Origin of the sequence: Flavobacterium pygoscelis (assembly GCF_023162025.1) — a bacterium.
Classification (GTDB): domain Bacteria; phylum Bacteroidota; class Bacteroidia; order Flavobacteriales; family Flavobacteriaceae; genus Flavobacterium; species Flavobacterium pygoscelis.
The window spans coordinates 1-13,663 of sequence record NZ_JALNUB010000012.1 but is presented as its reverse complement, the minus strand read 5'-3'; the positions used below and the strand labels follow the sequence as shown (position 1 = coordinate 13,663).

The following is a 13,663-nucleotide window of genomic DNA, read 5'->3' as shown; positions in this document are numbered from 1 at the left end:
CCATTAAAAAGAACAAAACACTTCTTTTTAATGGGAATTTTTCATTTAAATCGTACTATAAATGCTCGTTTTAACAAAACATACTGTTATAAAAAAAATATTTTATATATCTTACCAAAATACAGAAAACCATAAAAAAACGAATAAACGCCTATGAGTACCGCAGAAACAGTAGCAAATGTATCACTCCATTTAGAACCCTTAATTAGTGATTTAGGATTAATATTAATGACAGCTGCTGTTGCAGTTTTATTATTTAAAAAAATAAAACAACCGCTGGTTTTAGGTTATTTGATTGCTGGATTTTTAGCGGGAAATCATTTTGATTTTTTTCCTTCTGTAAAAGATTTAAAAAGTGTAGAAGTTTGGGCTGAAATTGGAGTAATTTTTTTACTGTTTAGCTTAGGGCTTGAATTTAGTTTTAAAAAACTAATGAAGGTCGGCGGATCAGCATCAATTACCGCGGTCACACAAATAATTGCAATGATTGCAATAGGATATATGGTAGGACAATGGATCGGCTGGAAACCCATGGACAGTGTATTTCTAGGAGTTATTCTTTCTGTTTCATCCACGACAATTATTCTCAAAACCTTTGAAGAACTAGGTGTAAAAACACAAAAATTTGCTGGAATAGTTATAGGTTCTTTAATTGTACAAGATATTGTTGCTATTTTAATGATGGTATTACTCTCGACTATAGCTGTAAGCCAACAATTTTCAGGAACGGAATTATTACTATCGGTATTAAAATTGATTTTCTTTTTAACCATTTGGTTTGTAGGAGGGATTTTTTTCATTCCCACATTGTTAAAAAAAGCAAAGAACATATTAACCGACGAAATGCTATTAATAGTCTCTCTTGCTTTATGTTTAATGATGGTTATTCTAGCCGCTAATGTTGGTTTTTCTCCTGCTTTGGGTGCTTTTATAATGGGATCTATTATTGCCGAAACGACACAAGCAGAACATATTGAACATTTGGTAAAACCGGTAAAAGATCTTTTTGGAGCGGTATTTTTTGTTTCAGTAGGAATGTTAATTAATCCAGATACTTTATATGAATATGCTTTTCCAGTAGCGATATTAACAGTTGTAGTTATCATAGGACAATCGATTAGCTCAACAGCAGGCGCTTTACTTTCGGGTTTACCTCTAAAACAATCAGTCCAAACAGGAATGAGTTTATCTCAAATTGGGGAATTCTCTTTTATCATAGCCACACTAGGAATGTCGCTAAAAGTAACCAGTGATTTCCTATATCCTATTGTTGTGGCAGTATCTGCAGTAACGACTTTTACGACGCCTTTTATGATTAAATTTTCCACTCCATTTTCTGAATATTTAGAAAAGAAATTACCCCGAAGATGGATTAAACGAATTGAAAGATATAGTGCCAATGCACAGTCAATCAAATTAGTGACCAATTGGCAAATAGTGGTTCGCGCTTTTTTAACCCAAGTAATTATACACTCGGTAATTATCGTAGCAATGATACTGCTTTCTTCTAAATATATTTTACCATTGGTAGAAGTCACTCAATACGGAAATATCTTTGGCGCCTTAATTACTTTAGTAATAATATCTCCTTTTTTATGGGCATTATCCTTACGACGAGTAGCAGTAAAAGAGGTGGCAATTTTAAGAGAAGAACGCAAATACCGTGCTCCGATTTTGATGATGATCTTATTGAGAATGGTTTTAGCGCTTTTTTATATTGGTTTGTTACTTAATATCTTTTTTTCTCCTATAATTGCTTTCGTAGCCTTGATAGTAGTGGTATTTGGTTACTTTATTTTCCCTAAAAAACTAAATGCACATTACCATAAAATTGAAGATCATTTTCTAAGAAATCTAAATGCTAGAGAAATCAAAAAAGCAGTTAGAAGCCGAAGTGATTTAACACCTTGGGATGGACATATGTCTACTTTTGAAATTGCTCCAACTTCAAATGTAGTGGGAAAGACATTGGAAGAGTTGCGAATTAGAGAGCAATTAGGTATTAATATCGCCTTTATCAAACGAGGTGAATTCACGATAAATATTCCCAATAAAAATGAGCGTCTGTTTCCAGGCGACGAAATTTGTATCATTGGAACCGATAATCAAGTCAAAGATTTTAAACTTTATTTGCATCAAAATGAAATTGAACTTCCTGAAATTATTGAAACTGATATTATCCTAAAGCAACTAGAAATTAAAGAAGAAGAATTTATAGGCGCTACAATTAGGGAATCACAGCTTCGTGAAAAAACAAATGCTCTGATTGTAGGAATTGAAAGAAGCGGAAAAAGAATTCTTAATCCCGAATCAAACATGATTTTAGAAAAAAATGATATTCTTTGGGTGGTAGGGAGTAAAAAATTATTAAATATATTTTTCAAAAATTAATAGTTTTATCTCCTTTTAATGAATCCTGTCACCCTATCTTTTTGTCTGACAGGATTTACTTTTCAATAAAGATTAGAATTAATCAATATTTTATATCTTTCCATCTCATAAAACAAACAAAACGATTATAAATCAACTAAATAGACTTAATCCTACAGGACTTTATGTCAAAAAATAAAATATTAATCTTGTTTTCCCATCCCTTATTCGAAAAATCTCATGCGAATAAAGCATTGGTAGAAAATATTCCCAATTCAGAAAACATCACTTTTCATGATTTATATGAGGAATATCCCGATTTTGATATTGATGTAAAACGCGAACAAGCATTGCTAAGTGAGCATGACATCATTATATGGCATCATCCCATGTATTGGTACAGTTGTCCGCCACTAATGAAGCAGTGGATTGACATGGTTTTAGAATACAATTGGGCTTATGGAAAAAAAGGGAAAGCCTTGCAGGATAAAATTATTTTTCAAGTCATTACAACTGGCGGGGATAAAGAAAATTATTGCGAAACAGGAAGTCATCGTTATAGTATTTTAGAACTATTAGAACCATTTAATCAGACGGCAAAAGTGTGTAACATGCTATATTTACCTCCTTTTGTCGTACATGGAACTCACAATATGACACAAGAGGATTATTCTAAAAACGGCATAATTTATGGCTATTTTTTAGATTATCTAGAAAACAATATTATAGATTCTGAGGGAATTTTGCAATACCATTATTTAAACGAGTGGTTCGCAACAATACAAGTTTAATATGGAAACTGATTTTTTATTACAAGCAATCATCTATTTAGCAGCAGCCGTAATTTGTGTACCTATTGCAAAAAAATTAGGCTTAAGTTCTATTTTAGGATATTTATTAGCGGGAATAGTAATTGGTCCTTACGTACTTGGATTTATTGGTCAAGAAGGTCAAGATATTATGCACTTTGCTGAATTTGGAGTGGTAATGATGTTGTTTTTGATTGGTTTAGAACTAGAGCCTCGGAAGTTTTGGAAAATGCGAAAATTCATTCTAGGTATAGGTTCTGCACAATTAGCAGGTACAACACTAATTTTATTCTTGGGATTCCTCTTTTTTATGGATTGGAATTGGAAAACAGGATTGGCTATTTCACTGGCATTAACACTATCCTCGACTGCAATTGTATTGCAAACCTTAAAAGAAAAGGGATTATTAAACACCTCGTTAGGAAGATCCTCATTTGCAGTTTTACTATTTCAAGATATTGCCGTAATCCCTATCCTAGCTTTTTTACCACTTTTATCAACAGTTAATATTGATGTAACCAATGACGGACCCCAATCATTGATTGCGGGTTTTCCTAGTTGGTTACAAACGGTAATTGTATTGGGAATCATATCTACTATTTATTTTGCTGGCCGTTATGTTCTTGTTCCTATATTACACATTATTGCAAAAACGAGATTACAGGAATTATTTACTGCCTCTGCTTTATTATTGGTAGTTGGTGTTTCGTATTCCATGCAATTAGTAGGCCTAAGTCCTGCACTTGGTGCTTTTATGGCAGGAGTCGTGTTGGCAAACTCAGAATTTAGACATGAATTAGAAGGTGATATTGCTCCTTTTAAAGGATTACTTTTGGGACTTTTCTTCTTGGGAGTTGGCGCTTCCATAAACTTTCAATTAATTCTCAACGATCCTATTTTTATTTTTGTTTTTGGAGCCATTTTAACATTGGTAAAATTTACTGTTTTATTCTTTATTAGTAGATTTAATAAAAAAAAGACAGATCAAAATTTTCTCTTTGCTTTTGGATTAAGTCAAGCGGGAGAATTTGGTTTTGTGATCATGAGCTTCTGTATGCAATTGAATATCATTCCAACTATTCTAGCCAATCAAGTAATGGCTGTCATTGCCATGAGCATGGTAGCGACTCCTTTTTTGTTGTTAATAAATGAAAAACTCATTTATCCATTTACCAGAAATAGAGAAAGAGCTACTGGACCAAAAAAAGAAAATGATTATATAGATGAACCTACTCCCGTTATCATTGCAGGTTTTGGTCATTTTGGAAGTACTGTCGGACGGTTATTAAAAGCCAATAAGGTAAAACTAACCATTCTAGATTACGATTCGGAGCGTATTGATTTATTAAGAAAAATGGGGTTTAAAGTCTATTATGGTGATGCTACACGATTAGAATTATTAAAAGCAGCGGGTTGTGAAAATGCAAAACTTTTTATAGCTGCAATTGATAATCCAACGGTCAATTTGCAAGTGATTGAAACCTTAAAAAAGCATTTTCCAAATTTAAAAATCCTAACACGTGCTCGAAACCGTAATGATGCCTATGAACTCATTGATCATCAAGTTAAACATATTTATAGAGAAACTTTATACAGTGCGGTAAATATGGGTGTTGATGCGTTAGTTGCATTAGGACATCGCAAATATTCAGCCACAAGACAAGGACAACAATTTATAAAATACGACGAAATTACAACTAAAAAATTAGCTGAAAAAAGGCACGATAAAATGGCCTATATGATTACAATGAAAGAGGAAGTAGATTTACAAGAACAACTGCTTAAGACTGATATTTATTCGCAAGTTGCCGCAACAAACCACAGTTGGGATAGCGAGCATCTAAAAAATAACTTAGCCGACAATAACGAATAACATGTAAGTTTCGCTTAATTTTTAAATTTTAAAATGAAATTAAATAACAAAGCATAATTAAAATCCTAAAGGGAAATTAATTATGCTTTATTTTTATACTTAAAAATTATTTTACTGGAATATTAGCTAAAATTTCTAAAACAAATTTCCAGAATTTCTGAGAAGAGGTAATACTAGCTCTTTCGTCTGGTGAATGCGCACCGTGAATAGTTGGACCAAAAGAAATCATATCCATTTCTGGATAATTAGTTCCAAGGATTCCACATTCTAAACCGGCGTGACAAGCTACCACCTGAGGTTTTTCGTTATTTTGTTTTTCATAGATTCCAACCAAAACATCTAATATTTCTGATTCTGAATTAGGAGTCCATCCAGGATATGAACCTGAAAACTCTACTTCGCAACCCATCAATTCAAATGCAGAACGCAAAGCGTTAGCCAAATCGAATTTAGAGGTTTCAACAGAAGAACGTGTTAGACATTGTACAGAAAGTTGTCCATCGCCTAAAACTACTTTTGCTATATTGTTTGATGTTTCTACCAGATTATCAAAATCGGCACTCATTCTGTAAACGCCATTATGAGCGGTGTACATCGATCTTACAAAATAAAACTGTGCAATAGACGGCATTACTTTAGCAGGAGCAACATCCATTTTTTCAAAAACAACTTCTAAATCAGGTTCTGTAGTTTTGAATTCTGTTTTTATTTCGTTTACAATTTGTTGCATATCAAAAACAAATGCTTCATCATAAACTCCCGCAATACTAACTTTAGCAGTACTTTCACGAGGAATTGCATTACGCAAACTACCTCCAATTATCTCCGAAATTTGCAATCCAAAATTATCAAAACCATCAAATAACAAACGGTTCATGATTTTGTTAGCATTCCCCAAACCTTTGTGGATATCCATTCCTGAATGTCCCCCTTTCAAACCTTTAACCGTAATGGTATATCCTACTGAACCTTCAGGAGTTTCCTCTTCATCATATTCTGCAGTTGCAGTTACATCAATTCCTCCAGCACAACCAATATCAATTTCATCATCTTCTTCAGTATCCATGTTCAACAAAATCTGACCTTGTAAAACACCTCCTTTAAGATTTAAAGCTCCAGTCATTCCTGTTTCTTCATCAATAGTAAACAAAGCTTCGATAGCAGGATGCGGAATATCGGTACTTTCTAAAATTGCCATGATAGCCGCAACTCCAAGACCATTATCAGCACCAAGAGTAGTTCCTCTTGCACGAACCCAATCCCCATCAACATACATATCGATTCCTTGCGTGTCAAAATCAAAAACGGTATCGTTATTTTTTTGATGCACCATGTCTAAATGTCCTTGAAGCACAATTGCTTTACGGTTTTCCATTCCTGCCGTAGCTGGTTTACGAATAATTACGTTACGGATTTCATCTTCAAAAGTTTCCAATCCAAGGCTTTCGCCGAATTTCTTCATGAATTCAATTACGCGATCTTCTTTTTTAGAAGGGCGAGGAACAGCATTCAAATCAGCAAATTTATTCCAAAGTGCTTTTGGCTCTAGATTTCTTATTTCTTGACTCATTTATTTTAGTTTCAGGTTTTACAATTTAAGATTCCAAAGTTACAAAGTTTAAATTCTTTTTCAGTACTAATTGATATTGTAATTATATTTACATTTAGAAAAACATACTGTGAAACGCAAATACATTCTTCCTTTCTTTTTACTGTTGCAAATAGTACTCTTGAAAATCATTCCCTATTTTCCTGAAGTTGTAGAACATTATTATAGTAACGGAATCTACCCTGTTATTTCTAAAATTGAACGAATTATTTTAGGAATCATTCCATTTTCTATTGGTGATATCCTTTATTTTGTTCTTATTATTTTAGGAATCAAATGGCTATTTGCAAAAAGAAAAACGTGGAAATTAGATTGGAAAAATAATATTTTGGCAGTTTTAAGTTTTCTGTCTATTTTTTATTTTTGCTTTCATCTGCTTTGGGGTTTTAATTACTACCGCCAACCTCTCTTTGAAAAAATGTCAATTGAGCGTGATTATTCTGATGCCGATCTTTTGGCTTTCACCAAAAAAATTATTGCTAAAACAAATGCTGTCCATAATCTGATTACTAAAAATGATAGTTTGAAAGTCGTAGTTCCTTATTCTCAAGAAAAGGTTTTTAAAATGAGTTTGAATGGATATAAAATGCTTTCAAATCAATATGCATTCTTTGACTATAAAAATCCAAGCATCAAAAAATCATTATTCAGCTTACCACTAACTTATATGGGTTTTGGTGGATACTTGAATCCGTTTACCAATGAGGCACAAGTAAATTATCTTGGTCCGATGTATAGTTTTCCGATGACGACTAATCATGAAATGGCGCACCAAATGGGTTTTGCCAGCGAAAGCGAATGTAACTTTATCGGTTTTCTAGCTTGTGTAAGTAATGAAGATTATTATATTCAGTATTCTGGCTATAGTAATGCTTTGCGCTATTGTTTAGGAAATTGGTACGCAAGAGATGAAAAAGTTTATGATGAATTATTAAAAACAGTTCACCCCGGAATTTTGAAAAATTATAAAGAAAGTGAACTTTTCTGGAAACAGTATGACACCATTATTGATAAAGGTTTTCATGCTTTTTATGATCAATTTCTAAAAGCGAATCAGCAACAAGACGGTTTAGAGAGTTATAGCAAATTCGTGAATTTGATGGTGAATTATTATAAGGAAAGAGAGTTTTGAAATCCTCTCCCCCAACCCCTCTCCGAAGGAGAGAGGAGCCGAAACTGGAATAAATTTATTGTATATTTTTAACTTAGAAAAAGAAAAAACAATTTATGATACCATCATGTAATCAGCATCGCTGAGATACTTTCTTCGTCAGTATGACAAAATAACGCTGTAGACTATTTTAAATGACAAGTGAAATTTAATTTTGAACTTGATTTTTGCTACTGATATTGACTTTTGAAATTGTTATCTACTTTTGAAATTGATTTTTGAAATTAAACCCTTTATATCTCGTCGCTTATAAAAGTAGTAAAACTTTTCTTTTTATAAGGTCTAATGATGAGTCGGCCTTCGCGATCAAAACGGATGTAATTGTAAACCCAATTTAGGAAAACCACGGCTTTATTTTTGAATCCGATAAGTGAAAATAAGTGCACAAACATCCAAACAAACCAAGCAAATACACCACTAAAATGGTAATGAGGCAAATCGACCACGGCTTTATTTCTACCAATTGTTGCCATAGAGCCTTTGTCATGATACTCGAAAGCTTTGATAGGTTTGTTTTGAATTAATTTAAGCAAGTTTTCCCCCAATAATCTTCCTTGTTGCAAAGCAGGTTGTGCCATCATTGGATGTCCTTGCGGATAAGCTTCTGACTCCATAGAAGCAATATCGCCCAAAGCAAAAATATCACTGTAACCCACCACTTGATTGAATTCGTTTACTCGAATGCGTTCTACTTTTTCTACCAATGATTTACTGTCTAATCCCGCAACGATTGCTCCTTGCACTCCTGCGGTCCATATTACGGTAGCGGTATCAAAAATCAAATCGGAATTTGTGGTTATTGTACGACCGTCGTAATTAGTAACACGAACATTTTTCCAAATTTTGACACCAAGATTCGTTAAAAACTTTTCTGCGGCAGCTGAGGATTTCTCACTCATGGTGTTTAGGATTCGGTCTCCGCTCTGAATCAAATTGATTTGCATTTTGGCAATATCAAGATCGGGATAATCTTTTTGTAGAATCGCTTTTTTCATTTCGGCAAGAGCTCCAGAAAGTTCTACTCCTGTTGGTCCACCACCAACAAGAACAAAATTAATAAGGCTGTTTTGCTCTGCTACATCTTTAGTTAGAACTGCTTGTTCGAAATTCTCTAAAATCAGACTTCTAATATTAAGCGATTGCGGTATGGTTTTCATCGCCATACTATTGCGTTCCATTTCTTTATTTCCAAAATAATTGGTTTTAGAACCCGTTGCTATTACCAGATAATCATAACTTAATTCTCCAATTTCAGCGATTACTTTTTTGTTTTTGGTATCAATTTCTTCTACATTAGTGAGTCTAAAATAAAAATCATCATATTCCTGAATTACTTTCCTAATTGGATAGGCAATAGAACCTGCTTCGAGTCCGCCAGTTGCGACTTGATACATCAAAGGTTGAAAATTATGATAGTTGTGTTTGTCTAACAGCACAACCTGTACTTTTTTATTTTTGAGTTTTTTGGCTAATGCAATTCCGGCGAAACCGCCACCTATAATTACTATTCTTGGTAAAGTTGAATTTGGGATATTCATATATATTGAGATGCTGAAATTAAGAGTGGCTAATATACGAAGTAATATCCTCTTTTTTAATTTATCTCCTAAGGTGAGGCGAGTCTAGCCTTGAGAAAAAATAGATTTCTGATTGTAGATCAACGGTTTTTGCTTGCAGATTTAAACTAATTATTAGGAACTTTTTTTAAATAATTTACTTTTCTTAAAACGTTTAATGAAAATTAAATGATGTAATTAGCCCCGATTGTAGCGGCATCCCTTGCTGATGTTGTGCGGAGCAACAGCAACAGCGAGGATATAGCGTAAAGCGGGATGACTAGTTGTTAAGCATTAAAAAATTGGTGCTCCTAAAAAAAAGACTGTCCTTTGTAACAAAACCGATCATTGGATTACTAACGTATGTATGAGTGATAATCTAGAACATTCTTTTGTAAAGCAGTTGCGCGAAAATCAGAATATAATCCACAAAATATGTAGGTTATATACTAACGACGACGACGCTCACAAGGATTTGTTTCAAGAAATTACGATTCAGTTGTGGAAGGCGTTTCCGAAGTTTAGAGGAGACAGTAAGTTTTCTACTTGGGCGTACCGAGTCGCTCTTAATACCGCGATCACTTTGTATAGAAAAACCAAACGTTCTATAAACACAGTAGAATTTGAAGGGCGTCAACATTTTCTGAATGATGTAGAATATGATTATGAGGAGGAAGAACAATTAAAACTAATGTACCAAGCGGTTTACCAACTGAATGACATTGAGAAAGCGTTGATATTTATGTATCTTGAAGACAAAGATTATCATGAAATATCAGAAACATTAGGGATTAGCGAAGTAAATGCTCGCGTAAAAATGAACAGGATAAAAGGGAAATTAAAAAAAATATTAAATCCATTAGGAATATGAAAGAGCTGGATTTACTAAAAAAAGATTGGCAAAAGATTGATAATTCTTTTGTACAAGTATCGGAAACTGAGATTTACAAAATGATTCATAAAAAATCATCTTCCATTGTGAAGTGGATTTTTATAATTAGTATTTTAGAATTTATAGTTTTGAATTCGCTTAGCTATTTAATGCCGAATGAAAAAATAAGCGATTCTACAATTGTGGAGCTAGTAATTAGTATTTTAGATTATTTTAGCTACGGAGTGGCACTATTTTTTATGTATTTATTTTATAGAAATTACCGTTCTATATCCGTTACTTCGAATACAAAAAAATTAATGGAATGCATTTTAAACACCAGAAAAACAGTACGCTATTATATTATTTTTAATATATTGCTTGTATTTGTTATGTCAATAGTGGTGTTTTTTAATGAGTTTCAAATTGAATATGCCAACAACAATGGAGCAAAAATGATTTTCATATGCCTGTTAATGCTGTTTTTTATAGCACTTATAATTGGTGTTGTATGGCTTTTTTATCAATTAATTTATGGAATATTATTAAAGAAGTTGAATAGAAATTATGTAGAATTAAAGAAAATTGATCTGTAAATCATTTCCTTGAATTACAAATTAAAATCTGCATTTCTGTATTTCAGAAGCTTATTTATATAAAAGAATGCTACTTTTCATGCTTAATCACACTATTTTTACAATACTTCTATATTTTGTAAAGTTTAGACTAACAAACCTTGGCTATTTATTGGTTGTCTTTTTCTAATCATCTATCTTTGCATTCATAAAATTTTAAAAAATGATTAAGATTACTTTACCCGATGGGTCAATTAGAGAGTATGCTTCTGATGTAACTCCTATGGATGTTGCGAAAAGCATAAGTGAAGGATTTGCTAGAAACGTGATTTCGGCTTCTTTTAATGGTACAACTATTGAAACCACTACTCCATTGACGACGGACGGAAATCTTACATTATACACTTGGAATGATGAGAATGGTAAGAAAGCTTTTTGGCATTCTACTTCTCACGTAATGGCACAAGTTTTAGAAGAAATGTATCCTGGAATTAAATTAACGCTAGGACCTGCAATTGCAAATGGATTTTATTATGACGTAGATTTTGAAGATCATAAAATTACAGATGCTGATTTCAAAAAAATTGAAGACCGCGTTCTAGAAATTTCAAGAGGAAAGCACGAATTTAAATTACGTCCGGTTTCTAAAGCAGCAGCTTTAGAATTATACAAAGACAATGTTTATAAAACAGAATTAATTACTAATCTTGAGGACGGAACAATTACATTCTGCGATCATGATACGTTTACTGATTTATGTCGCGGTGGTCATATTCCAAATACTGGAATTATCAAAGCGATGAAAATTATGAGTGTTGCTGGTGCTTACTGGCGTGGTGATGAGAAAAACAAACAGTTAACTCGTGTTTACGGAACATCATTTCCTAAACAAAAAGATCTTACAGAATATCTAGCATTATTAGAAGAAGCGAAACGCAGAGATCATAGAAAATTAGGAAAAGAGCTTGAATTGTTTGCTTTTTCAGCAAAAGTAGGTCAAGGTTTACCATTATGGTTACCAAAAGGAGCTGCTTTAAGAGATCGTTTAGAGCAATTTTTGAAAAAAGCACAGAAAAAAGGCGGTTACGAACAAGTAGTAACACCGCATATTGGTCAGAAAGAATTGTATGTAACTTCTGGTCACTATGCAAAATATGGTGCAGATAGCTTTCAACCGATAAGTACACCGCATGAAGGTGAAGAGTTTTTATTAAAACCAATGAATTGTCCACATCACTGTGAAATTTATAATGTAAGACCATGGTCTTACAAAGATTTACCAAAACGTTACGCTGAGTTTGGAACTGTTTACAGATACGAACAAAGTGGTGAATTACATGGATTAACTCGTGTACGTGGGTTTACTCAGGATGATGCGCATATTTTTTGTACTCCAGATCAACTAGATGAGGAATTCAAGAAAGTAATTGACCTTGTACTTTATGTATTTGGTTCTTTAGGATTCGAGAATTTTACTGCTCAGATTTCATTAAGAGACAAAGAAAACAGAGAAAAATATATTGGTACCGATGAAAATTGGGAAAAAGCAGAGAATGCAATTATAAGCGCTGCAGCCGATAAAGGATTGAATACGGTTATTGAATATGGTGAAGCCGCTTTTTATGGTCCGAAATTAGATTTCATGGTCAAAGATGCTTTAGGAAGACAATGGCAATTAGGAACAATTCAGGTAGATTATAACCTACCAGAACGTTTTGATTTGACTTACAAAGGTTCTGACAACGAATTACATAGACCTGTGATGATTCACAGAGCGCCATTTGGCTCAATGGAACGCTTTATAGCAATTTTATTAGAGCATACTGCAGGAAATTTCCCATTGTGGTTAATGCCAGAACAGGCTATAATATTGTCTTTGAGCGAGAAATATGAAATATATGCGAAAAAAGTTTTAGATTTGCTAGAAAATCACGAAATTCGCGCCCTCATAGATAACAGAAACGAAACTATTGGTAAGAAAATCAGGGATGCCGAAATGCAAAAAATCCCATTCATGCTGATCGTTGGTGAAGAAGAAGAGAAAAATGGAACAGTTTCTATCCGCCGTCATGGTCAGGAAGGAAAAGGAAATATTACAATTACAATCGATGAATTTGCTGCAATTGTAAATGATGAGATCAGCAAAACATTAAAAGTATTTACAGTTTAACTTAAATTATAAAGTCATAGCAATAAGAAGCAACAGAGGTTACCAACCTCGCGTAGAAAAAAAAGATGCCCATAGAATAAACGGCCTTATTCGTGGTATACAAGAAGTACGACTTGTAGGTGAAAACATAGAGCCTGGAGTTTTTAAACTTACAGAAGCTTTGCGTTTAGCAGATCAATTTGAACTGGATTTAGTTGAAATCTCACCTAATGCAGAGCCGCCAGTTTGTAAAATCATGGATTACAAGAAATTTGTTTACGAACAAAAGAAACGTGATAAAGTCCTAAAAGCAAAGTCTACTCAGGTAACTGTGAAGGAAATTCGTTTTGGACCTCAAACCGATGAGCATGATTACGAATTCAAGAGAAAGAACGCTGAAAAATTCTTAAAAGAGGGTGCAAAATTAAAAGCATTTGTTTTCTTTAAAGGACGTTCTATTATCTATAAAGATCAAGGTCAAATCTTATTATTAAGATTAGCGACGGATCTAGAAGAATTTGGTAAAGTTGAAGCGATGCCAGTTCTAGAAGGAAAGAGAATGATTATGTTCATTGCTCCTAAGAAGAAGAAATAGTCCTCCCCCAACCCCTCCGAAGGAGGGGAGAAAGGATAGGGAGTAAATAATAACACTTCTCGGCTCCCTCTCCTTCGGGGAGGGC

The 13,663-nt window shown here is 33.4% G+C and carries 10 protein-coding genes; 8 read left to right on the top strand and 2 right to left on the bottom strand.

The window, feature by feature from the left end; genetic code table 11:
* Window positions 1–153: 153 nt before the first annotated feature.
* From MW871_RS14560 to MW871_RS14550, 3 genes are all read left to right on the top strand, one after another.
* Window positions 154–2,391, top strand: a complete 2,238-nt coding sequence (locus MW871_RS14560; RefSeq protein WP_210645818.1) for a cation:proton antiporter domain-containing protein — start codon at window positions 154–156, stop codon at window positions 2,389–2,391.
* Between the two features lie 164 nt (window positions 2,392–2,555).
* On the top strand, window positions 2,556–3,161 hold the full coding sequence (locus MW871_RS14555) for an NAD(P)H-dependent oxidoreductase (RefSeq protein ID WP_248429145.1): 606 nt from the start codon (window positions 2,556–2,558) through the stop codon (window positions 3,159–3,161).
* Window position 3,162: 1 nt separating this feature from the next.
* Window positions 3,163–5,052 carry a monovalent cation:proton antiporter-2 (CPA2) family protein gene (locus tag MW871_RS14550; RefSeq protein ID WP_188051221.1) on the top strand — a complete coding sequence of 630 codons (1,890 nt, stop codon included), beginning with the start codon at window positions 3,163–3,165 and terminating at the stop codon, window positions 5,050–5,052.
* A 106-nt stretch (window positions 5,053–5,158) separates the two neighbouring features.
* Here the strand turns inward: MW871_RS14550 and MW871_RS14545 are convergent, their stop codons facing one another.
* Window positions 5,159–6,622, bottom strand: coding sequence for an aminoacyl-histidine dipeptidase (locus MW871_RS14545; RefSeq protein ID WP_210645816.1), 1,464 nt, complete (start codon window positions 6,620–6,622; stop codon window positions 5,159–5,161).
* A gap of 109 nt (window positions 6,623–6,731) precedes the next feature.
* Here MW871_RS14545 and MW871_RS14540 point away from each other — a divergent pair, with 109 nt between their 5' ends.
* The gene (locus tag MW871_RS14540) at window positions 6,732–7,793 is read left to right on the top strand and encodes a DUF3810 domain-containing protein (RefSeq protein WP_248429144.1); all 1,062 of its coding nucleotides are present in this window, start codon (window positions 6,732–6,734) and stop codon (window positions 7,791–7,793) included.
* A gap of 272 nt (window positions 7,794–8,065) precedes the next feature.
* Here the strand turns inward: MW871_RS14540 and MW871_RS14535 are convergent, their stop codons facing one another.
* Window positions 8,066–9,370: an NAD(P)/FAD-dependent oxidoreductase gene (locus tag MW871_RS14535; RefSeq protein WP_248429143.1), complete on the bottom strand. Its 1,305-nt coding sequence runs from the start codon at window positions 9,368–9,370 to the stop codon at window positions 8,066–8,068.
* Window positions 9,371–9,755: 385 nt separating this feature from the next.
* On the opposite strand from MW871_RS14535, the gene MW871_RS14530 reads away from it, so the two are divergent.
* From MW871_RS14530 to infC, 4 genes are all read left to right on the top strand, one after another.
* Complete coding sequence (locus MW871_RS14530) at window positions 9,756–10,259, top strand: RNA polymerase sigma factor (RefSeq protein WP_188051217.1); 504 nt, start codon at window positions 9,756–9,758, stop codon at window positions 10,257–10,259.
* A complete protein-coding gene (locus MW871_RS14525; RefSeq protein WP_210645813.1) occupies window positions 10,256–10,855 on the top strand; it encodes a hypothetical protein in 600 nt (199 codons plus the stop codon). Before MW871_RS14530 ends, MW871_RS14525 begins: the two co-directional genes overlap by 4 nt.
* 202 nt (window positions 10,856–11,057) lie before the next feature.
* On the top strand, window positions 11,058–13,004 hold the full coding sequence (gene thrS / locus MW871_RS14520) for a threonine--tRNA ligase (RefSeq protein WP_188051215.1): 1,947 nt from the start codon (window positions 11,058–11,060) through the stop codon (window positions 13,002–13,004).
* Between the two features lie 16 nt (window positions 13,005–13,020).
* Window positions 13,021–13,578: a translation initiation factor IF-3 gene (gene infC, locus MW871_RS14515; RefSeq protein WP_370566874.1), complete on the top strand. Its 558-nt coding sequence runs from the start codon at window positions 13,021–13,023 to the stop codon at window positions 13,576–13,578.
* Window positions 13,579–13,663 lie beyond the last annotated feature (85 nt).